Origin of the sequence: Nonomuraea sp. 3-1Str, from assembly GCF_031570565.1 — a bacterium.
GTDB lineage: Bacteria > Actinomycetota > Actinomycetes > Streptosporangiales > Streptosporangiaceae > Nonomuraea.
Map to the genome: position 1 here is coordinate 26,219 of NZ_JALHBK010000018.1, position 20,734 is coordinate 46,952.

The 20,734-nt window shown below is 71.1% G+C and carries 19 protein-coding genes; 5 read left to right on the forward strand and 14 right to left on the reverse strand.

The features are described 5' to 3' along the window. Nucleotides 1–215 precede the first annotated feature (215 nt). Nucleotides 216–476 (forward strand): type II toxin-antitoxin system Phd/YefM family antitoxin, encoded by a 261-nt coding sequence (locus MTP10_RS26150; protein ID WP_310712326.1) that lies wholly within the window; start codon nt 216–218, stop codon nt 474–476. Then, complete coding sequence (locus MTP10_RS26155; RefSeq protein WP_310712327.1) at nt 473–889, forward strand: type II toxin-antitoxin system VapC family toxin; 417 nt, start codon at nt 473–475, stop codon at nt 887–889. The genes MTP10_RS26150 and MTP10_RS26155 overlap by 4 nt, the downstream gene beginning before the upstream one ends. On the opposite strand, the gene MTP10_RS26160 is transcribed toward MTP10_RS26155, so the two are convergent. The 9 genes from MTP10_RS26160 to MTP10_RS26200 all read right to left on the reverse strand — a co-directional run bounded on the left by MTP10_RS26160 (nt 864) and on the right by MTP10_RS26200 (nt 10,469). Then, a complete protein-coding gene (locus MTP10_RS26160; protein ID WP_310712328.1) occupies nt 864–1,718 on the reverse strand; it encodes a shikimate dehydrogenase in 855 nt (284 codons plus the stop codon). The genes MTP10_RS26155 and MTP10_RS26160 overlap by 26 nt on opposite strands. A gap of 168 nt (nt 1,719–1,886) precedes the next feature. Further along, a complete protein-coding gene (gene mltG, locus MTP10_RS26165; RefSeq protein WP_310712329.1) occupies nt 1,887–3,044 on the reverse strand; it encodes an endolytic transglycosylase MltG in 1,158 nt (385 codons plus the stop codon). A gap of 232 nt (nt 3,045–3,276) precedes the next feature. Next, nucleotides 3,277–4,509: an endolytic transglycosylase MltG gene (mltG, locus tag MTP10_RS26170; RefSeq protein ID WP_310712330.1), complete on the reverse strand. Its 1,233-nt coding sequence runs from the start codon at nt 4,507–4,509 to the stop codon at nt 3,277–3,279. 46 nt (nt 4,510–4,555) lie between these two features. After that, on the reverse strand, nt 4,556–5,038 hold the full coding sequence (gene ruvX, locus MTP10_RS26175; RefSeq protein WP_310712331.1) for a Holliday junction resolvase RuvX: 483 nt from the start codon (nt 5,036–5,038) through the stop codon (nt 4,556–4,558). Between the two features lies 1 nt (nt 5,039). Continuing rightward, on the reverse strand, nt 5,040–7,712 hold the full coding sequence (alaS, locus tag MTP10_RS26180; RefSeq protein WP_310712332.1) for an alanine--tRNA ligase: 2,673 nt from the start codon (nt 7,710–7,712) through the stop codon (nt 5,040–5,042). 46 nt (nt 7,713–7,758) lie between these two features. Then, complete coding sequence (locus tag MTP10_RS26185) at nt 7,759–7,989, reverse strand: hypothetical protein (protein WP_310712333.1); 231 nt, start codon at nt 7,987–7,989, stop codon at nt 7,759–7,761. Next, on the reverse strand, nt 7,986–8,429 hold the full coding sequence (locus tag MTP10_RS26190; protein WP_310712334.1) for a DUF948 domain-containing protein: 444 nt from the start codon (nt 8,427–8,429) through the stop codon (nt 7,986–7,988). The genes MTP10_RS26185 and MTP10_RS26190 overlap by 4 nt, the downstream gene beginning before the upstream one ends. A 193-nt stretch (nt 8,430–8,622) precedes the next feature. After that, complete coding sequence (locus MTP10_RS26195) at nt 8,623–9,924, reverse strand: replication-associated recombination protein A (protein ID WP_397202536.1); 1,302 nt, start codon at nt 9,922–9,924, stop codon at nt 8,623–8,625. Between the two features lie 59 nt (nt 9,925–9,983). Beyond that, nucleotides 9,984–10,469 (reverse strand): hypothetical protein, encoded by a 486-nt coding sequence (locus MTP10_RS26200; protein WP_310712335.1) that lies wholly within the window; start codon nt 10,467–10,469, stop codon nt 9,984–9,986. Nucleotides 10,470–10,638: 169 nt separating this feature from the next. On the opposite strand from MTP10_RS26200, the gene MTP10_RS26205 reads away from it, so the two are divergent. After that, entirely contained in the window at nt 10,639–11,526 is an 888-nt protein-coding gene (locus MTP10_RS26205) for a peptidylprolyl isomerase (RefSeq protein WP_310712336.1), read from the forward strand. Between the two features lie 149 nt (nt 11,527–11,675). On the opposite strand, the gene aspS is transcribed toward MTP10_RS26205, so the two are convergent. Genes aspS through MTP10_RS26220 form a run of 3 tightly spaced genes read right to left on the reverse strand, consistent with a single transcriptional unit; the run spans nt 11,676 to nt 15,345 of the window. Further along, entirely contained in the window at nt 11,676–13,412 is a 1,737-nt protein-coding gene (gene aspS / locus MTP10_RS26210) for an aspartate--tRNA ligase (RefSeq protein WP_310712337.1), read from the reverse strand. Beyond that, nucleotides 13,409–14,665, reverse strand: a complete 1,257-nt coding sequence (hisS, locus tag MTP10_RS26215; RefSeq protein WP_310712338.1) for a histidine--tRNA ligase — start codon at nt 14,663–14,665, stop codon at nt 13,409–13,411. Before hisS ends, aspS begins: the two co-directional genes overlap by 4 nt. Beyond that, nucleotides 14,665–15,345 (reverse strand): MBL fold metallo-hydrolase, encoded by a 681-nt coding sequence (locus MTP10_RS26220; RefSeq protein WP_310712339.1) that lies wholly within the window; start codon nt 15,343–15,345, stop codon nt 14,665–14,667. The genes hisS and MTP10_RS26220 overlap by 1 nt, the downstream gene beginning before the upstream one ends. A gap of 139 nt (nt 15,346–15,484) precedes the next feature. On the opposite strand from MTP10_RS26220, the gene MTP10_RS26225 reads away from it, so the two are divergent. Both MTP10_RS26225 and MTP10_RS26230 read left to right on the forward strand, forming a co-directional pair. Further along, a complete protein-coding gene (locus MTP10_RS26225; protein WP_310712340.1) occupies nt 15,485–16,372 on the forward strand; it encodes a peptidylprolyl isomerase in 888 nt (295 codons plus the stop codon). A 60-nt stretch (nt 16,373–16,432) separates the two neighbouring features. Then, nucleotides 16,433–17,662 (forward strand): DUF349 domain-containing protein, encoded by a 1,230-nt coding sequence (locus MTP10_RS26230; RefSeq protein WP_310712341.1) that lies wholly within the window; start codon nt 16,433–16,435, stop codon nt 17,660–17,662. A gap of 129 nt (nt 17,663–17,791) precedes the next feature. Here MTP10_RS26230 and MTP10_RS26235 read toward each other — a convergent pair whose 3' ends face one another. After that, nucleotides 17,792–19,987, reverse strand: a complete 2,196-nt coding sequence (locus MTP10_RS26235) for a bifunctional (p)ppGpp synthetase/guanosine-3',5'-bis(diphosphate) 3'-pyrophosphohydrolase (protein WP_310712342.1) — start codon at nt 19,985–19,987, stop codon at nt 17,792–17,794. A gap of 172 nt (nt 19,988–20,159) precedes the next feature. After that, nucleotides 20,160–20,678: an adenine phosphoribosyltransferase gene (locus MTP10_RS26240; RefSeq protein WP_310712343.1), complete on the reverse strand. Its 519-nt coding sequence runs from the start codon at nt 20,676–20,678 to the stop codon at nt 20,160–20,162. Nucleotides 20,679–20,734 lie beyond the last annotated feature (56 nt).

Here is a 20,734-nt window from a genome sequence, read left to right on the forward strand (position 1 = left end):
AATAGTCCGGCGTGATCCTTGACCCGGCCACCTCTCGGCGACCCGGGTGGGAGGGAGACCTCCGCTTGCGCGTCCAGCAAACATGCCGGACCGATCAGAGAGCTACGTTACCACAACCGCGGGACCACCTCGAATGTTCCCTCCTCCGGCGACCTCCGGCTCGGTTAAGGTTTGGACGAGGGCGGACTCTGTCCAGCCTGTCCAGATTGGAGGGGATGATGGCGGTCTGGCAGTTGCAGGAGGCGAAGCAGCGCTTCAGCGAGGTGGTGCGGCGGGCGCATGACGAGGGCCCGCAGGTCGTCACGCGCCACGGGGAGGACGTGGCGGTCGTCATCGACATGGCGGAGTACCGCCGGCTCAAGGGCGACGAGCCCGACTTCAAGGAGTTCCTGCTCAGCGCGCCCGACCTGAGCGAGCTGGATCTCACGCGTTCGAAGGACCTGCCTCGCGAGATCGAGCTGGGTGATGCTTGGTGAGTTACCTGCTCGACACCAACGTGGTGTCCGAGATGACCAAGCGCACCAGGAGCGCCGGCCTTCAGGCGTGGTTGGACACGATCAACGGCCCGGCGCTGTACATGAGCGTCCTCGTCCTCGGCGAGATCCGGAAGGGAGTCGAGCTCCTGCGCCGACGCGACCCGGCGCAGGCCGGAGCGTACGAGTCATGGCTCGACCACCTGCAGCGGGAATTCAGGACACGCATCCTGCCGGTGACCCTCGACGTGGCCGAGGAATGGGGGCGCATGAACGCCAGGCGCCCCCTGCCCGTCATCGACGGTCTCATCGCGGCCACGGCCAGTGCGCACGGATGGATTCTCGTCACGCGCAACGTCAAGGACTTCGCCGACCTCGACGTCAAGATGGTCAACCCGTTCGCGTGGCCCGTCTGAGGAGTTCGGCCTCGCCTGCCGCGCGCATGGCCTCCACCGGGACGTCCGTGCGGCCCGTCATCAGCTCCACCTGCCGGACCGCCTGGTGCAGCAGCATCGCGAAGCCGCCCACCACCGTGCCGCCCGCCGCCCGCACCGCCGAGGCCGCGCGCGTGGGCCAGGGCGAGTAGACGACGTCGAACAGGGCGGGCACCCCGGCCAGGGCCTCGGCGTAGGCGTCGGCCGCGCCGCCGGGCAGCGTGGAGACGACCAGGTCCACCCGCAGCGCCGCGTCGAGCTTGTCGAACGTCTCCACGGACAGCGCCACGCCGATCCGTTCGGCCGCCTCGGCCGTCTCCCCCGCGCGGGCGGGATCCCGTACCAGCAGCGTGGCCGCCTGGAGGCCGAGGCCGCGCAACGCCGCCAGCGCCGAGGCCGCGGTCGCGCCGCCGCCCAGCACGGTGGCCGAGCCGGGAGCGGGCACCCCCGCCTCCACCAGGGCCTGCCGCACGCCGTGGACGTCGGTGTTGTGGCCGTGCGCGGCGCCGTCGCGGAACACCACCGTGTTGGCGCCGCCGACCTCGACGACCGGCTCGGTCACGGAGTCCAGCAGGGGCAGCACGGCTCGCTTGAGCGGCATCGTGAGCGACAGGCCCGCCCAGGCGTCCCCGTCCCCGGGGGCCTCGCCACGCACCGGACGAAGCCGCCGGAGCGTCTCCGGCAGCGCCGCCTCGTCGCACTCGATCGCCTCGTAGCTCCACCCGGCCAGCCCCATCGCCGCGTAAGCGGCCCGGTGCAGACAGGGGGAGAGCGAGTGTGCGATCGGTGAGCCCATCACCGCGGCCCGCATGATCACCTGCTCCTTCGCGCCTTTCCGAACTGCGAGCACCCTATCGCCCCCGACCTCGCCCCCGACGCAGGCGCCATGCCCCCTCGGGGCTCGGCGACCTGCGGACATGACGAGGGCCGCCCGCGTCCGTGCGGGCGGCCCTCGACGGCCTGGGCGGAAGGGCCGGGCTCAGCCGCCGTTCTTGCGGTACTCGTTCAGGAGCGCCTGGAACTCGGCGTCCGTGGTGGCGAACTTCGTGATGTTGCTCTTCGGGTCCGTGGCGACGAAGTACAGCCAGTCGCCCTTGGCCGGGTTGAGCGCCGCCTCGATGGCGTGGTCGCCCGGGTTGCCGATCGGGCCTGGCGGCAGCCCGGCGTGCATGTACGTGTTGTACTTCGTGTTGATGCGCGTCTCGGCGAGCGTGGCGGCCGTTCGGTACTTGTTCAGCCCGTACATGACCGTGCTGTCCATCTTCAGGTTCATGGGCGGCTGGCGGTCGAGCCGGTTGTAGATCACTCGGGCGATCTTGGGCATGTCCTCGTACCGGCCGGCCTCGGCCTGGATGATGCTCGCGATCGTGACGATCTCCCCCGGGGTGTGGCCCAGGCTCCTGGCGCTCTCCTCCAGGCCCGCCTTGTCGGCCGCCTCGCCGAAGCGCTCGACCATCTTGCCCAGGATGTCCGCCGGCGTGTCCTTCGGCTGGAATTCGTACGTCGCCGGGAAGAGGTAGCCCTCCGGCTTGCCCTTCGCGTACTTGGGCAGGTCCAGCGCACGCGCGTCGCGGGCCGCGGCGAGGAACTCCTTCTGCGGCTTGCCGGTCTTCTGCGCGAGCTGGGTGAGCGTGTCGGACAGGCGCAGGCCCTCCTTGACGGTCACCCGTACGAGCAGGCGGTTGCCCGAGTCGAGCAGCTTGACCGCGTTGGCGGCGGACATGCGCTTGCGCATGGTGTACGAGCCGGGCTGGAGCTTGGAGCTCATGTTGGCGCTGGCGGCGGCGTTGGTGAAGGCTCGGGCGCTGGCCACGACCCCCTGCCGCTCCAGCTCCACGGCGACGTCGGAGGCGCTCTGGCCCTCCTTGATCTCGATCACCACGTTGCCCTGGCCCTGCCCCGTGTAGTCGTCGGGGACGAGGGCGCCGCTGATCCACTGGTAGCCGAAGTAGCCGCCGCCGCCGATGATGCCGGCGAGGATGATGAACGCGAGAAGCGGGGCGATGAAACGGCCGCGGCTGCGGCGTCTGCGCCGCCTCCGGTTGCCGCGTCCGCCGGAACCACGGGACCGGCGCCGGTCACGACCTTCGTCGTCGTCCTCGGCGCCCAGCAGGAAATCCATATCGAGCTCGCTCATAGGTGCGCTGGCCAATCTCCCGGTTCGGTGCGCCCGCCGTCAAGCGGCCGGACCGAACAGTGGGGGGTCACCGTACGGAACGGGGGAATCCGCCGGTCATGCACCGATACCTCCGGGACGTCACTCTCCGTAGCCGTGCGGGGCAACGAGAAGAGCGCCGGCGTCCCGGCTCCGTGACTCCGCCCGGGGATCTCGCCGATCCTGCGGGAGGTGGGGGGCGTCGCGGGGAGCATCAGTTCGTCCCGAGGTGTTCGTTCAACTCTTCCCGGTATCTCACGAACTCGCTCTCTTTGTCGGTGAATTTGGTGATTCTATGCGCCGGATCCGTCGCGACAAACCAGTACCAATCACCCTTGGCCGGGTGGAGGGCCGCCTTCAGCGCCGTCACACCGGGGTTGGAGATCGGCCCGGGCGGCAGCCCCTTGCGCGTGTACGTGTTGTACGGCGAGCCCGCCCTGGTGTCGCTCCGTGACGGGCGGGAGGTCCGCTTGCCCAGGGCGTACAGGATGGTGGAGTCGATCCGGAGCGGCATGTCACGCCTCAGCCGGTTATAGATCACCCGGGCGATCTTCGGGTAATCGGCGTCCTTGGCCGGCTCGGCCTGCACGATGCTGGCCACCGTGACGGCCTGGAGCGGGGTCAGGCCCAGCCGGGCCGCCCGCTCCTCCAGGTCGATCCGGTCCGCGACGGTCGCGAACCGCTGCGCCATCGCCGTGAGCAGTCCCCCGGCGGTCGTGCCGGGCTGCAGCGCGTACGTGGCGGGGAACAGGAAGCCCTCCAGTCCCTGGGCGTAGTCGGGCAGGCCGACCTGGCGGGAGTCGACCGCCCGCAGGTCCGCGAGCGGCACGCCGGACTGCTCGGCGATGTGCCGCAGGGTCTCCCCCAGCCGCATGCCCTCCGGCAACGTGACCCGCCGGACGGCCCGCGAGGCGGGCGCGAGCAGCAGGTCGAGCGCCTCACCGGCGGACATGCCGGTGCGCAGTTGGTAGAAGCCGGGCTTGAGCTCGGCCGGCTGGCGCCGTTCGGCCGCCGCCACGAAGGAGCGGGCGCTCGTCACCACCCCGCTGGCCGCCAGCAGTTCGCCGACGTCGGCGGCGCCGGCGCCGGGCGTGATGCGGACGGTGACGGCTCCGGCGTCCCCGTGGTCGTCCGGGTTCAGGTACGGCCTGACCAGCGCGTACACGCCCGCCGCCAGGACCAGCGCGAAGAGCGTGGCGCCACCGGTGACGACGGCCCGGCGCACGCCTTCGCGCCGCCCCACGGGCAGGGGCAGCGTGTCCGCCTCGTCGTCCCCCCGTTCAGCGACCGGTCCAGCCGCTTCGCCGCGGTCATGGCCGTCCTTCGCCTGCTCGGCGTCCTCGTGGCCGCCGGTCGCGGGCGTCGGGGACTCCGCAGCAGGCGGGTTCGGGTGGGAGGCGCCGGCGTGGGGATCCTCGTCGGGACCCCGCGCCGCTCCCCCGCTCATCGGCGTGCTCCGTGGCCGGAGCGGCCGTGCCCTGTCGGAGGGCGGGTCATGAGGTGGGCCCGGCGTCCGCCGCGGACGGCGGATCGACGGGCCTGCCCGGCGGAGCGCCGGTGGCTCTCTCGACGTCCAGGGCGTCCTGCAGCAGCACCACCGCCGCCGCCTGGTCGACCACGTCGCGCTGCTTCTTGGCCCGTACGCCGCTGGCCCTCAGCCCCTGCTGGGCGGCCACGGTCGTCAGACGCTCGTCGAACAGCCGGACCGGGGTGGGCACGAGCCGCCCCGCCAGCGCGCCCGCGAACTCGCGGGCCAGCACGGCGGCCTGCCCCTCCCTGCCGGACAGGGAGGTCGGCAGGCCGACGACGACCTCGATCGCCTCGTGCTCCGCCGCGATGGCGGCGATGCGGTCGAGGTCGCCCTTGCCGCGCCTGACGGTCTCGACCGGCGTGGCCAGCATCCCCGACGGGTCGCTGCGGGCCACGCCGATGCGGACGGATCCGACGTCGACGCCGATCCGTGAGCCGAACCGCATGTCAGCCGAGCTGTCCTTCGATGGCCTGCTCGACCAGCCGCAGCGCGTCGCCGATCGCCTCCGGGCGCGTGCCGCCACCCTGCGCGACGTCGTCCTTGCCTCCACCGCCACCCCCAAGAGCCTTGGCGGCGACGCCGACCAGTCTCCCGGCCTTGAGCCCTCGCTCGCGTCCCGCCTCGTTGACCGCGGAGACCACCACGGGTCGGTCGGAGGGGACACCGGCGATCACGACGACCGCAGGCCTGTCGGCCGGGAATCTGCCACGCACATCAAGCGCGAGCTTACGCAAATCATCCCCGGTCGTGCCATCAGGCGCGCGGTGTGTCACCACGGAGACGCCCTGCTGATCGCGGGCCTGGGAGGCCAGCTCGCCGGCCACCTGAAGCACCTGCGCGGAGCGCAGCCGCTCCAGGTCCTTCTCGGCGGTGCGCAGCCGGGTGACGATGCCCTCGATGCGCTCGGGCAGCTCCTCGCGGCGCGCCTTGAGCTGCTCGGTGAGCTGGGCGACCAGCACGCTCTCGCGGGCCAGGAAGCGGAAGGCGTCGATGCCGACGAGCGCCTCGACGCGGCGCACGCCCGCGCCGACCGACTGCTCGCCGAGCACCTTGACCAGGCCGAGCTGGCCGGAGCTGTGGACGTGGGTGCCGCCGCACAGCTCGCGGGAGTAGTCGCCGATCTCCACCACGCGGACCTCGTCGCCGTACTTCTCGCCGAACATGGCCAGCGCGCCCATCGCCCGGGCCTCGGCCTGGGAGGTGTAGAACGCGTTGACCTTGAGGTCGTTGATGAGGACGGCGTTGACCTCGTCCTCGACGTCGCGCAGCACGCTCGGCGGGACGGCGCCGGCCGCGGTGAAGTCGAAGCGGAACCGGCCGGGAGAGTTCTCCGAGCCGGCCTGCGCCGCCGACTCGCCCAGGGCGTTCTTGAAGCCCCGGTGGACGAGGTGGGTGGCGCTGTGGCTGCGCGAGATCGCGCGGCGCCGCTCGACGTCGATCTCGGCCTGCGCCTCGTCGCCGACCCGCAGCTCGCCGGAGCGCACCCTGCCGCGGTGGACGACGAGGCCCTTGATCGGCGACTGCACGTCGACGATCTCGACCTCGGCGCCGGCCGTGCGGATGACGCCCTGGTCGGCGAGCTGGCCACCGCCCTCGGCGTAGAAGGGGGTGCGGCCGAGCACGACCTCGACGGTCGAGCCGGCGCCCGCCGCCGGGACGGGCACGCCGTCGACGAGGACGCCGACGACGGTGGTCTCGGCCTCCGTCTCGTCGTAGCCCAGGAACTCGATCTTGCCGGCCTTCTCCAGGAGCTGCCCGAAGACGGAGATGTCGGCGTTGCCGGTCTTCTTCGCCGCGGCGTCGGCCTTGGCCCGCTCCCGCTGCTCCTTCATCAGGCGGCGGAAGCCCTCCTCGTCGACCGCGAGGCCGTGCTCGGAGGCCATCTCCAGCGTCAGGTCGATGGGGAAGCCGTAGGTGTCGTGGAGCTGGAACGCCTGCTCACCGGAGATCGAGGAGCCCGCCTTGCGCTTGGTCTCCTCGACCGCGACGTCGAAGATTGCGGTGCCGGTGCGCAGCGTGCCGAGGAACGACGCCTCCTCGGCGTCGATGACGCCGTGGATCTGCGGCGCGTCGGCCTTGAGCTCGGGATACTGCTCGCCCATGACGTCGATCGCGACCCGGGTGAGCTCGTGCATGTAGCGCTCGTCGCCGGAGCCGAGCAGGCGCAGGTTGCGCACACTGCGGCGCAGGATGCGGCGCAGGACGTAGCCGCGGCCCTCGTTGCCGGGCATGACGCCGTCGGCCACGAGCATGGTGCCGGTGCGCACGTGGTCGGCGATGACGCGCAGGCTCACGTCGGCGCGCGCGTCGCGGCCGTAGCGGGTCTTGGTGAGCTCGGCCGCCCGGTCGAGGATCTTGTACGTGGTGTCGATCTCGTAGATGTTGTCGACGCCCTGCAGGATCGCCGCCATGCGCTCCAGGCCCATGCCGGTGTCGATGTTCTTGCTCGGCAGCTCGCCGCTGATGTCGAAGTCGACCTTGCTGCGAACCTGGCTGAGCTGGTACTGCATGAACACGAGGTTCCAGACCTCGAGGTAACGGTCCTCGTCGGCGACGGGGCCGCCGTCCTTGCCGTACTCGGGGCCGCGGTCGTAGTAGATCTCCGAGCAGGGACCGCCGGGGCCGGGCACGCCCATGTGCCAGTAGTTGTCCTCCAGGCCGCGGCGCTGGATGCGCTCGGCGGGCAGGCCGACCTTGTTGTGCCAGATGTCGAACGCCTCGTCGTCCTCGTGGTAGACGGTCGCCCACAGCCGGTCCTCGGGGAAGCCGAAGCCGCCCTCGGACTCGGAGCGGGTGAGCAGCTCCCAGGCGAACGGGATGACCTCGGCCTTGAAGTAGTCGCCGAAGGAGAAGTTGCCCAGCATCTGGAAGAACGTGGCGTGACGGGTGGTCTTGCCCACCTCGTCGATGTCGGGCGTGCGGACGCACTTCTGGGCGGTGGTCAGCCGGGACGCCGGAGGCTTACGCTGCCCCAGGAAGTACGGCTTGAACGGCACCATACCTGCGTTGACCAGGAGAAGCGTCGGGTCCTCTGCGATCAGGCTGGCCGAGGGCACTACCGTGTGCCCACGCTCCTCGAAGAAGCGCAGGAAGCGGCGCGCGATCTCTGCCGACTCCATGGTGGCCATCCTTTGCGTTAGTCGTATGTGGTCGATCCGTTGGCGCTCAGTCGCCCTGACCAGACTGGTCAAGGCCGAACCTGGCCCGCAACTCGGTTTCGCGGTCGGCCGCCTCGCCGAGCGCGTCGGAAGTAAAGTCTCTCACCCGCGCGAGCATGCCCGCCGCGCCGGCGGCCGTGCGACGGGCCACGTGGTCGGGCTGGAGCGCCTGCAGCTTGCGCATCACCCACAGGGCGAGGAACGCGCCGAGCGACAGGTAGAACAGGCGGCGGATCACGGGCGCCTCCCGGCCTGGCGAACCGCCCGACCCGCTGCCTCGCCTGTCGCCTGGCCCGCCGCCCGGCCGCCCGTGGCGCGCGGCTTGCGCGGACGGCGGGCCTCGATGGCCCGGCGCAGCCCGTAGCCGAGCGCCGACACCTTGATCAGGGGGCCGGTGAAGATGGTCTGGGTCACCGCGCTCAGGCGGGCGGCGTGGCCGCTGACCTGCTTGAGGTCCTGCGCGATCGCCTCGACGGCGACAAGCTGCCGGTTGGTCTCGTTGACCGTGACGCTGACGTCGTCGAGCAGCGGCGCCACGCGGCTGCTGAGGTCGGAGACCGCCCGGGTGGTCTCGGTCAGCAGCCTGGCGAGCCTGACGAGGACCATCGTGAGCACGCACACCAGGACTATCCAGCCCGTGGCCGCGATCAGCCCGGCGACCTCTCCAGCGGTAAGCATCCGGTCATCTCCCTCGTACGCTGCGCCGGAAACGCAAGAACCCTATCGCGTTCGGGCACCCAGGTTACTGGGCACAGGGGGCGCCGCCGGATCCGCCGCACCGTGATCACCTGGCCCGTGCCGCCCCGCCCGTGGTCCCCTCCGCCCGCCCCTGAGGTCGCCGGCCTTCCGCGTGAGGGGCCCGGCAGAGCGGTCAGGTGCCCCGGAGGAAGTCGCGGATCTTGGCCCAGCGGTCCGCGACCGGGGCCTCGGCGCCGTGCCGGGTGGGCTCGTAGTAGCGGCGCTGCCGCACCTGCTCCGGCGCGTACTCCTGGCGGACGAGGCCGTGGTCGAAGTCGTGGGGATACTTGTAGCCCTCGCCGCTGCCGAGCTTGGCGGCGCCCGGGTAGTGGGCGTCGCGCAGGTGGACCGGCACCTGGCCGATGAGGCCGCGCCGCACGTCGCCGGCCGCGGCGCCGATGGCCTTGACGACGGCGTTGGACTTGGGGGCCAGCGCGCAGTGGATGACGGCGTGGGCCAGGTTGATCTGCGCCTCGGGCAGGCCGATGAGCTGGACGGCCTGGGCGACGGCCACCGCGGTCTGCAGGCAGGTGGGGTCGGCCATGCCGACGTCCTCGGAGGCGAAGATGACGATGCGCCGGGCGATGAAGCGGGGGTCCTCGCCGGCCTCGACCATGCGGGCGAGGTAGTGGAGCGCGGCGTCGGCGTCGGAGCCGCGCATCGACTTGATGAACGCGCTGATCACGTCGTAGTGCTGGTCGCCCTGCCGGTCGTAGCGGACGGCCGCCTTGTCGACGGCCCGCTCCACCACCTCGACCGTGATCTCGTCCTCCAGCAGGGCCGCCGCCTCCAGGTACGTCAGCGAGCGGCGGGCGTCGCCGCCGGCCAGGCGTACGAGATGGTCGAGCGCCTCGGGGGCCAGGGTGGCGCGGCCGCCGAGCCCGCGCTCCTCGGCCGCGGCGCGCTCCAGCACCGTCCGGATGTCGTCGTCGGACAGCGACTCCAGCGTGAGCAGCAGCGAGCGCGACAGCAGCGGCGAGATGACGGAGAAGAACGGGTTCTCGGTGGTGGCGCCGATGAAGGTGACCCAGCGGTTCTCCACGGCGGGCAGCAGGGCGTCCTGCTGCGCCTTGTTGAAGCGGTGGACCTCGTCGACGAAGAGGACGGTCTGCCGGCCGGTCATGCCCAGCTCGCGGCGGGCCTGCTCGATGGCGGCGCGGACGTCCTTGACCCCGGCCGAGACCGCGGAGACCTCGACGAAGCGGCGCTTGGTGACGTTGGAGACGACGTAGGCCAGCGTGGTCTTGCCGGTGCCGGGCGGCCCCCACAGGAAGAGCGACATGGGGGCCTCGCTCTCGACGAGGCGGCGCAGCGGGGTGCCGGGGCCGAGCAGGTGGCGCTGGCCGATCACCTCGTCGAGCGAGCGCGGGCGCATCCGGACCGCGAGCGGCTGAGGTGTGGCCTGCTCGGCCGCCGAATCGAACAAGCTCTCCACAGCGTGAGATTACACGCTGGTCCGCGCCCGGCGATCCATCACGGGAGGGCCGCCGGGGACTACGAGGCCCCGCCCCACACGGCCCTCGCCCCCGAGTCACCGGCCCGGAAGACGAAGTAGGCGGCCGTGACGGCGAGCACCACGGACAGGGCGGACAGGCCCAGCGTGGCGCCGCGACCGAAGCGGTCGCGAGTGGAGCCGCGCGCGGACGTGGTGGCGTACACGAGCACCAGCGAGGCCGCCGCGAGGCCGGCCACCGACAGCAGGAGCGGCCCGGCGAAGCTCTCGTGCGTCTCGATCCGCTCCCCGAGCGTGCCGCCGGCCGCGGCGAAGCGGGCCTCCCTGAGCCGCTCGCCGCTCTCCTTGGCCGCGAAGACCGCGACGGGCGCCGCCAGGGAGAGCAGCGCGAGGGCCCAGCCCAGCAACGCGCGCCTGCTCGGCAGCACCGCGTACGCGACGGCGACCACGGCCAGCAGCGGCGTCAGGACGACGGCGAAATGAATGATCAACGCGTGCGCCGGCAGCCCCAGGATCTGGTCGAACATGGCTCGCACCTCTTTAGTCCTTATTTCAACCACGTACGGCAGGACGATATGGTTCACGACCTGCCGCGCAACAGTGGCCCGGTTCCTTCACTTACGCCCATCACATTCCGGTGCCGGTAGCATTCGCGGAGTTGTTTGGTCATGTGTAGGCAAAGTGGAGGACATACCGGTGAGCGGCGAAGACCGCCAGAGCCAGCTGGCGCGGGAGCACAAGGAGCGGCAGGCGGAGCGTGCCGCCGCGCAGTCCGCCAAGGCGAGGCGGAACACCTTCATCGGCGCAGGCGTGGCCGTCGTCGTGGTGGCGGGCGGCATCTTCGCCGCGACCACCCTGATCAACCGGGAGCCGGCCAGGACCGTCGCGGCCGAGAGCACGCCGTCCGCCTCGGCCACCCCGTCGGCCGCGCTGCCCACTGCCCCGGCGTCCCCGACGCACGCCGGCCCGGTCACCTGCACCTACAAGCGGGACACCTCGGACGTGCCGCAGAAGTACGTCGGCATGCCGGGCAAGCGACCCAACCTGAAGCTGAAGACGATGACCGTGGTCACCAACCACGGCAACATCGTCATCGACGTCGACCCGAACATCAGCCCGTGTTCGGTCAACTCGATGGCGTTCCTGGCCAAGAAGCACTTCTACGACAACACCAAGTGCCACCGGCTGGTGACGCCCGAGACCTCGGGACTGTTCCTGCTCCAGTGCGGCGACCCCAAGGCCAAGGCCGACGGCAAGAACCCGACCGACGGTCAGGGCACCGCGGGCTACGTCTTCCCGGACGAGGCCGTCGGCGCCGTCCCGTACACGCGGGGCGTGGTGTTCCTGACCCAGCCGCCGGACGCGGCGGGGCAGAACAGCAGCCAGTTCGCCATCTCGGTGTCGGACGAGAACGCGCAGATCGAGCCGCAGTTCTCGGTGCTCGGCATGGTCCGCTCCGGCCTGGAGATCATCGAGAAGGTCGCCAAGGACGGCGTCATCGTCAACGATCAGGACATCACCGGCGACGGCGGCTCCACCGCGCCGAAGAACCCGATCATCATCAAGCGGGTCGTCGTGTCCTGACCGTAGTCAGGCCCGAGCCGGCCGCCTCCCCGGAAGCCCTCCGGGAGGCGGCCGGCTGTGTTTCGGGGCCGGAGAACGCGGGCGCCCCGCCTCCGCGAGGGAGACGGGGCGCCCGGTGCCGCCTGGGACGGCCTGTAACCGGTCTGTGACTACGCCTCGGCCTTGGGCTGTGCGTCGACACCGGCCTCCTTGCGCTGGGCTCCCGTGATGGGCGTGGGGGCTCCGGTGAGCGGGTCGAAGCCGGAGGCCGTCTTCGGGAAGGCGATGACGTCGCGGATGGACTCCCCGTCCGACAGCAGCATGCAGATGCGGTCCCAGCCGTAGGCGATGCCTCCGTGCGGCGGGGGGCCGTACTTGAACGCCTCCAGCAGGAAGCCGAACTTGCTCTCGGCCTCCTCCTTGGAGATGCCCAGCACGTCGAAGACGCGCTGCTGCATCTCGGCGCGGTGGATACGGATGGAGCCGCCGCCGATCTCCATGCCGTTGCACACCATGTCGTAGGCGTAGGCCAGGGCCTCGGCCGGGTGGTCCTGGAAGGAGTCGGCCCACTCGGGCTTGGGGCCGGTGAACGGGTGGTGGACCGCGGTCCAGCCGCCCTCGCCGTCCTCCTCGAACATGGGGGCGTCCACCACCCACAGGAACGACCACTGCGACTCGTCGATCAGCCCGCAGCGGCGGCCGATCTCCAGGCGGGCGGCGCCCAGCAGGTCGCGGGAGGCGTTGCGGGCGCCGGCCGCGAAGAAGATCGCGTCGCCCGGCTCGGCCTTGACCGCGGCGGCCAGGCCGGACAGCTCCTGCTCCGACAGGTTCTTGGCCACGGGGCCGCCGAGCGTGCCGTCGGCCTGCACCAGCACGTACGCCAGGCCCTTGGCGCCGCGCGAGCGGGCCCACTCCTGCCAGCCGTCGAGCTCCTTGCGGGTCTGGGAGGCGCCGCCGGGCATGACGACCGCGCCCACGTAGTCGGCCTGGAAGACGCGGAACGTGGTGGCCGAGAAGTACTCCGTCATGTCCACGAGCTCCTGGCCGAAGCGCAGGTCGGGCTTGTCGGAGCCGAAGCGGGCCATCGCGTCGGCGTAGGTCATGCGCGGCAGCGGCATCGGGATCTCGTAGCCCAGCACCTCACGCCACAGCCGGCCGATCAGCTTCTCGCCGACCGCGATGACGTCCTCCTGGTCGACGAACGACATCTCGACGTCGATCTGGGTGAACTCGGGCTGCCGGTCGGCGCGCAGGTCCTCGTCGCGGTAGCACTTGGCGAGCTGGTAGTAGCGCTCCAGGCCGCCCACCTGGAGGAGCTGCTTGAACAGCTGCGGCGACTGCGGCAGGGCGTACCAGTTGCCGGGCTGGAGGCGGACCGGCACGAGGAAGTCGCGGGCGCCCTCGGGCGTGGAGCGGGTGAGCGTCGGCGTCTCGACGTAGACGAAGCCGAGCTCGTTCATCACCTCGTTGGCCAGGTAGGTGGCCTTGGAGCGGGTGCGCATCGACTGGGCCACCTGCTGGCGGCGGATGTCGAGGTAGCGGTACTTGAGGCGGGCCTCCTCGGAGACGCCGACGTTGCCCTCGATGGGGAACGGCAGCGGCGCCGACTCGCTGAGCACCTCCACCTCCTCGGCCACCACCTCGATGGCGCCGGTGGGCAGGTCGGGGTTCTCGTTGCCCTCGGGGCGCACCCGGACCTGGCCGACGACCTTCACGCAGTACTCGGCGCGCAGGTCGTGGGCGTGGTCCTCCTCGCGGAAGACCACCTGCGCCGAGCCGGAGGCGTCGCGCAGGTCGATGAAGACCACGCCGCCGTGGTCACGGCGCCGGGCCACCCATCCCGCGAGCGTCACCTGCTGCCCGGCGTGCTCCTCACGGAGCGACCCGGCCGTATGCGTGCGAATCACTGCACTTTCCCTTTCAGAACGTCGACGACCTGGGCCAGCGGCACCTCGGTCTGCTCAGCGGTGGTCAGGTCTTTCAGTTGGACGGCCTGCGCGGCCAGGTCGCGCTCGCCGAGGATGAGGGCGAAGCGGGCGCCCGAGCGGTCCGCGCCCTTCATGGCGCCCTTCAGCCCCTTGCCCCCGAAGGCCATGTCGGCGGCGACCCCCGCCGCCCGCAGCTCGCTGAGGAGCCTGAACATGGCGCGCGCCGCCTCCTCGCCCAGCGGCACACCGTACACCTCGCAGCGGGGCGGGGCCGCGGGGGCGACGCCCTCCCGCTCCAGGGCGATGACCGTGCGGTCGAGGCCGAGCCCGAAGCCGATGCCGGGCAGCGCCGGCCCGCCGATGGCCTCGGAGAGCCCGTCGTAGCGGCCGCCGCCGCCGATGCCGGACTGCGCGCCGAGCAGGGGGTGGTCGAACTCGAAGGTGGTGCGGGTGTAATAGTCGAGCCCGCGCACGAGTCTCGGGGCGTCCTCCCACGGGATGCCGAGATCGGCCAGGAGCTGCTTGACGCGGTCGTGGTACGACTTGCAGTCGGCGCACAGGTGGTCGCCGATGAGCGGCGCGTCCTCGACCTGCGCGCGGACCTCCGGACGCTTGTCGTCGAGCACGCGCAGCGGGTTGATCTCGATCCGCTCCCTGGTCGCCTCGTCGAGGTCGAGCCCCCGCAGGAACTCCTGCAGCCGCGCGCGGTAGATCGGCCGGCACTCCTTGCAGCCCAGCGAGTTGAGCAGCAGCCGGACCTGGGTGAGGCCGAGCGTGGAGTACCACTGCCAGGCCAGCGCGATGGTCTCGGCGTCGACCGCCGGGTCCTCGCTGCCGATCGCCTCCAGGTCGAGCTGGTAGAACTGCCGGTAGCGGCCCTCCTGGGGCGCCTCGGCGCGGAACACCGGCCCGTCGGTCCAGACCTTCACCGGGAGCTGGCCGCGGTGCAGACCGTACTCCAGGACCGCGCGCAGCACGCCGGCGGTGAACTCCGGGCGCAGCGTCAGCGACCTGCCGCCGCGGTCGGTGAAGGTGTACATCTCCTTGCTCACGACGTCGGTGGACTCACCGACCCCGCGCGCGAACAGCTGGGTGTCCTCGAAGACCGCCGTCTCCAGGTAGGCGTAGCCCGCGCGCCTGGCCGTCTCCGCGAACGCCGCGCGTATCGCGGAGAACGTCGAGGCCTGCGGCGGGACGTATTCCTTGACCCCTTTGGGTGCTTGGAAGTTCATCAGATCCCTCGTGTGGGACCGGCGTGCGGGGCGGCGTCCTTGAGGTAAGGATTGCTGGCGCGCTCGCGGCCGATCGTGGTCTGTGGTCCGTGGCCCGGCAGGACGACCGTATCGTCAGGCAGCGTCAGGCACTTGGCGGCCAGGCTGCGCAGGATCGTCGGGTAGTCGCCGCCCGGCAGGTCGGTGCGGCCGATGGAGCCGGCGAACAGCAGGTCGCCCGCGAACATGATCGCGTCGCCGGGCAGCCGGAAGCTCACCGACCCCCTGGTATGGCCGGGCGTGTGGTCGACCACGAACTCCAGGCCGGCCAGGGGCAGCGTGGCCCCGTCCGACAGCTCCCGCACGTCGTCGGGCTCGCTCAGCGTGATGCCGCCGAAGATCTGGGAGCTCGTCGGCGACCAGCCGGCGGCCGGGTCGGACAGCAGGTGGCGGTCCTCGGGGTGGATCCAGGCCGGCACGTCCCGCGCGCCGCACACCGGGGCCACCGACCAGACGTGGTCCAGGTGGCCGTGGGTGAGCAGCACCGCGACCGGCTTGAGCCGGTGCTCGCGCAGCAGCTCGTCGACCCCGTCCACGGCGTCCTGACCAGGGTCGACGATCACGCACTCCTCGCCCGCGGCGGGCGCGATGACGTAACAATTGGTCTGGAAGGCCCCTGCGGGGAAGCCTGCGATGAGCATCTGCCTCAGGTGATCTCGTCAAAAAAGCCAATGGGAATGTAACCGAAGGGTACCGGTGCGGGTCGCCGGGCTGCGAATCATCGCCCGTTGGCCGATACGATTCGCCCACCTCAGTTGATTGACTATGGGAGGCAAAGCGGTGGCCACGGGGAAGGACCGGCAGAAGCAGCTGGCACGCGAGCACCACGAGCGGCAGTTGCAGCGCCGCATCGAGCGCGAGCAGCGGGCCAAGCGCACCGCGATCATCGGCTCCACGGTGGGAGTCGTGGTCGTGGTAGGCGGCATCGTCGCCGCGGTCGCCCTGCTGGGCGGCGATCCGAACAACGAGGCCGCGGCGACGCCCACCGCCTCGGCGCAGGACACCTCCACGCCTCAGGACACCACCTCGGCGTCCCCGGCCGCGCAGCCCAAGCCGTACGACCCGGCGACCGGCACGTGCGGCTACGTGGCCGACACCGGCGGCGGCAAGGTCAAGGACGTCGGCATGCCGCCGGCGAAGGTGTCGCCCAAGCCAGCCACGAAGACCATGACGCTGGTGACCAACCTGGGCGACATCAAGGTCGAGCTCGACAACGCCAAGGCGCCCTGCACGGTCAACTCGCTGGCGTTCCTGGCGAAGAAGAACTACTACGACGGCAGCAAGTGCCACCGGCTGGGCAGCGACAAGTTCCCGATGCTCCAGTGCGGTGACCCGACGGCCAAGGCCGACGGCAAGCCGGGGCAGGACGGCTCCGGCGGCCCCGGCTACGTGATGGCCGAGGAGAATCTCAAGGGAGCCACGTACAAGCGCGGCGTGATGGCGATGGCCAAGACGCAGGCGCCGGGCAGCACGGGCAGCCAGTTCTTCCTGGTCTATGGCGATATCGGACTTACGCCCGATTACACCCCGGTGGGTACGATCACGAAGGGGCTCGACATCCTGGACAAGGTCAACAAGGCAGGCGTCGTCGGTGACGCCGGGGACGGCACGGGAGCACCCAAGGAAACCGTCGAAATCAAAGACGTGACAATAGCTGGCAAGAGCTGACGTAATACAACAAGGGACGACATGTCCCGAAGGGTCTGATGGAAAGTGCGGGAGGACACGGTGAGCACCGACCCGTGGGGCCGGGTAGACGACGACGGCACCGTCTACGTGCGTACGGCTGAGGGAGAGCGCGCCGTCGGCTCCTGGCAGGCCGGTGAACCCGAGGAAGCGCTGGCATACTTCCATCGCAAGTACGACGAGCTGGCCGGCCAGGTCCAGCTGCTGGAGCAGCGGGTCAAGGGCACCGACCTGGCGCCCGCCCAGGCCGAGTCCAGCATCGTCAAGCTGCGCGAGGCCGTGGCCGAGGCGCACGCGGTCGGCGACCTGGGCGCGCTGACCGCCCGCCTCGACGGCCTGACCGAGCTCGTCGCGCACCGCCGCGAGGAGGTCAAGGCCGCCCGCGAGAAGGCGCGCGGCGAGGCCAGGGCGGTCAAGGAGCGCATCGTCGCCGAGGCGGAGCGCATCGCCGAGGAGACGACGCACTGGAAGTCCGGCGGCGAGCGGCTGCGCCAGATCGTCGAGGAGTGGAAGGCCGCCGACCGCATCGACCGGGTCACCGAGGCGGCCCTGTGGAAGCGGCTGTCGGCCGCCCGCACCGCGTTCGCCAAGCGCCGCAAGCACTACTTCGCGGGCCTCGACGAGCAGCGTGAGGGCATCCGCGCCACCAAGGAGCGCATCGTCCAGGAGGCCGAGGCCATCGCCGGCTCGACCGACTGGGGCGGCACGGCCGCGGCCTACCGCGACCTGATGCAGCAGTGGAAGAACGCCGGCCGGGCCTCGCGCGAGGTGGAGGACGAGCTGTGGGCCCGCTTCAAGGGCGCCCAGGACGAGTTCTTCCAGGCGCGTTCGGCGGTGTTCGCGGAGCGTGACGCCTCGCTGGCGGCCAACGCCGAGGTCAAGGAGCAACTGCTGGCCGAGGCGGAGAAGATCCTGCCGGTCACCGACGTGCGCGCCGCCCGCGCCGCGCTGCGGCACCTCGTGGAGCGGTGGGAGGCCGCCGGCCCGGTGCCGCGCGACCAGCGCGACCGCCTGGAGGGCGGCCTGCGCAAGGTGGACGACGCCGTCCGCAAGGCCGAGGAGGCCGAGTGGAAGCGGTCCAACCCCGAGGCGCGCGCCCGCGCCCAGAGCACGGTCGACCAGCTCCGCACCTCCATCGAGCAGCTGGAGAAGCGTCTGGCCAAGGCACAGGACGCGGGCCGGGCCAAGGACGTCAAGGAGGCCGAGGAGGCGCTGACCGCCCGCCGCTCGTGGCTGGAGGAGGCCGAGCGCACGCTGGCCGAGTTCAGCTGACCCGCTCCGCGGCCGGTTCGGTCTGACGGCTCATCAAGCGGGCCGCGGGCTTTCGCGGGCGACGGGGGTCGCCTGCGGGTCCGCGCCGCCGTGCCGTACGGCGGGCGTCCCCGTACGGCGGGCGGGATGTCAGCTTCCCGCGCCGCTGACCCGGTAGACGTCGAAGACGCCCTGGATGTTGCGCACGGCCTTGAGCACGTGGCCCAGGTGCTTCGGATCGCCCATCTCGAAGGTGAACTTGCTGACCGCGACCCGGTCGCGTGAGGTGGTCACCGACGCGCTGAGGATGTTGACGTGCTGGTCGGACAGCGTGCGCGTGACGTCCGACAGCAGGCGCGGCCGGTCGAGGGCCTCCACCTGGATCGCCACCAGGAACACCGAGTCGTCGCCCGGCGACCAGCTCACCTCGACCAGGCGGTCCGGCTGCTCCTTGAGCTGCTGCACGTTCGTGCAGTCGGCCCGGTGGACCGAGACGCCGTGGCCGCGCGTGACGAAGCCGACGATCTCGTCCCCGGGCACCGGGGTGCAGCACTTGGACAGGCGCACCCACACGTCGGCGTCGCCCGCGACGACCACCCCGGCGCCGCCACCGCCCCGGGGACGACCGCGCAGCCGCGTCGGCAGCGACGTCTCGGCGATGTCCTCCTCGGCGCTGTCCACCCCGCCGATGGAGCTCACGAGCTTCTGCACCACCGTCTGGGCGGCGACGTGGCCCTCGCCGACGGCCGCGTAGAGCGCCGACACGTCGGGGTAGCGCAGGTCCCGGGCGAGAGCCAGCAGCGACTCGCCGGACATCAGCCGCTGCAGCGGCAGGCCCTGCTTGCGCATGGCCCGGCCGATGGCCTCCTTGCCCGCCTCGATCGCGGTCTCGCGGCGCTCCTTGGAGAACCACTGCCGGATCTTGTTGCGGGCCCGGCCCGACTTGACGAACTTCAGCCAGTCGCGCGACGGCCCGGCGTCGGGCGACTTGGAGGTGAAGATCTCGACCGTGTCGCCGTTGCCGAGGCGCGACTCCAGCGGCACCAGCCGCCCGTTGACCCGCGCGCCGATGCAGCGGTGGCCGACCTCGGTGTGGACGGCATAGGCGAAGTCGACCGGCGTCGCCCCCTCGGGCAGGGCCACCACCTGACCGCGCGGGGTGAAGACGTACACCTCGGAGACCGACAGGTCGAAGCGCAGCGACTCCAGGAACTCACCCGGGTCGGAGGTCTCCTTCTGCCAGTCGAGGAGCTGGCGCAGCCAGGCCATGTCGCTGCCCGGCTTGACCTTGCCCTGGGGCCCGGGAGCGGCGCCGACCTCCTCCTTGTACTTCCAGTGGGCGGCCACGCCGTACTCGGCCCGGTGGTGCATGGCGTGGGTGCGGATCTGCAGCTCCACCGGCTTGCCCTCGGGACCGATGACCGTGGTGTGCAGCGACTGGTACATGTTGAACTTCGGCATCGCGATGTAGTCCTTGAACCGGCCGGGCACCGGGTTCCATCGCGCGTGAATCGTTCCGAGGGCCGCATAGCAGTCGCGCACGCTGTCGACGAGGACCCGGATGCCGACCAGGTCGTAGATGTCGTCGAAGGCGACGTCGCGGGCGATCATCTTCTGGTAGACGGAGTAGTAGTGCTTCGGCCGGCCCTTCACCACCGCGCGGATCTTGGCGTCGCGCAGGTCGCCGGAGACCTTCTCGATGACCTCCTGCAGGAACAGGTCGCGCCGCGGGGCCCGCTCCGACACCATGCGCGCGATCTCGTCGTAGCGCTTGGGGTAGAGCATGGCGAAGGCGAGGTCCTCCAGCTCCCACTTGATCGTGTTCATGCCCAGGCGGTGGGCGAGCGGGGCGAAGATCTCCAGCGTCTCGCGGGACTTCTGGTGGCGCTTGTGCTCGGGCAGGTAGCGCATGGTGCGCATGTTGTGCAGCCGGTCGGCCAGCTTGATGACGAGCACGCGGATGTCGCGCGACATCGCGACGACCATCTTGCGCACGGTCTCGGCCTGGGCCGCGTCGCCGAACTTCACCTTGTCCAGCTTGGTGACGCCGTCGACGAGCGAGCCGATCGTGTCGCCGAAGTCGGCGCGCAGCTCCTCCAGGCCGTAGGAGGTGTCCTCGACGGTGTCGTGCAGCAGGGCCGCGCACAGCGTCTCGTCGTCGGTGCCCAGCTCGGCCAGGATCGTCGCGACGGCCAGCGGGTGCGTGATGTACGGGTCGCCGGACTTGCGCTTCTGGTCGCGGTGGTGGTGCGCGGCGACCTCGTAGGCGCGCTCGATCAGGCGCAGGTCGGCCTTGGGATGGGTGGCACGGACCGTGCGGAACAGCGGTTCCAGCACCGGGTTCATGGCCCCACCCCCAAACCGTCGCCGACGCGTCGCAGGGGCGCCGGCGGGCTCGGCACTACCTGCATCGGTTACGTCGGGTACGACCGCGTCACGGGGCACTCAGACTCCTTTGGTTCGAGTCCAGGTCCCCCAGTGTATCCAGGCGCGAAACCTGGCCTCCCGCGGGTCCGGCTCAGACGATCACCAAGGAGCGCAGGTCGACTCCCTTGAGACGCTCGCGCCCCTGGAGAAAGGCCAGCTCCATGAGCATGGCCACGCCGACGACCTCCGCGCCGGCCCTGCGCACGAGCTCCACGGTCGCCTCGGCCGTGCCGCCGGTGGCGAGCACGTCGTCGACGATGAGCACCCGGTCGCCCTCGGTGAAAGCGTCGCGGTGCACCTCGATGGTCGCGGAGCCGTACTCCAGATCGTAGGACTCCTCGAGGGTTTCGGAGGGGAGTTTGCCCTTTTTCCGTACGGGCACGAATCCCGCTCCCGCGCGGTAGGCCACGGGCGCGGCCAGGATGAAGCCCCGCGCCTCGATGCCGACGATCTTGTCGACGGTGTGCAGCCCGGCCAGCTCGTCCACCACGGCGGCGAACGCCACGTGGTCGGCCAGCAGGGGGCTGATGTCCTTGAACAGCACGCCGGGCTTCGGGTAGTCGGGCACGTCCCTGATCCGGTCGAGGATCAGCGTGCGCAGGTCGGTCATGTCGGGACTCCTTCGGGAGGGGCTCGTCCGGCGGCTGACGGGCTCCATGATGACGC

Bases quoted from the DNA above. Each gene is read 5' to 3' on its own strand.
- MTP10_RS26190 (WP_310712334.1), bottom strand. From the start codon at position 8,429: ATGCTTACCGCTGGAGAGGTCGCCGGGCTGATCGCGGCCACGGGCTGG.
- MTP10_RS26240 (WP_310712343.1), bottom strand. From the start codon at position 20,678: ATGACCGACCTGCGCACGCTGATCCTCGACCGGATCAGGGACGTGCCC.
- mltG (WP_310712330.1), bottom strand. From the start codon at position 4,509: ATGAGCGGGGGAGCGGCGCGGGGTCCCGACGAGGATCCCCACGCCGGC.
- MTP10_RS26220 (WP_310712339.1), bottom strand. From the start codon at position 15,345: ATGCTCATCGCAGGCTTCCCCGCAGGGGCCTTCCAGACCAATTGTTAC.
- hisS (WP_310712338.1), bottom strand. From the start codon at position 14,665: ATGAACTTCCAAGCACCCAAAGGGGTCAAGGAATACGTCCCGCCGCAG.
- MTP10_RS26150 (WP_310712326.1), top strand. From the start codon at position 216: ATGATGGCGGTCTGGCAGTTGCAGGAGGCGAAGCAGCGCTTCAGCGAG.
- MTP10_RS26200 (WP_310712335.1), bottom strand. From the start codon at position 10,469: ATGTTCGACCAGATCCTGGGGCTGCCGGCGCACGCGTTGATCATTCAT.
- ruvX (WP_310712331.1), bottom strand. From the start codon at position 5,038: ATGCGGTTCGGCTCACGGATCGGCGTCGACGTCGGATCCGTCCGCATC.
- MTP10_RS26235 (WP_310712342.1), bottom strand. From the start codon at position 19,987: ATGAACCCGGTGCTGGAACCGCTGTTCCGCACGGTCCGTGCCACCCAT.
- MTP10_RS26160 (WP_310712328.1), bottom strand. From the start codon at position 1,718: ATGCGGGCCGCGGTGATGGGCTCACCGATCGCACACTCGCTCTCCCCC.
- mltG (WP_310712329.1), bottom strand. From the start codon at position 3,044: ATGAGCGAGCTCGATATGGATTTCCTGCTGGGCGCCGAGGACGACGAC.
- alaS (WP_310712332.1), bottom strand. From the start codon at position 7,712: ATGGAGTCGGCAGAGATCGCGCGCCGCTTCCTGCGCTTCTTCGAGGAG.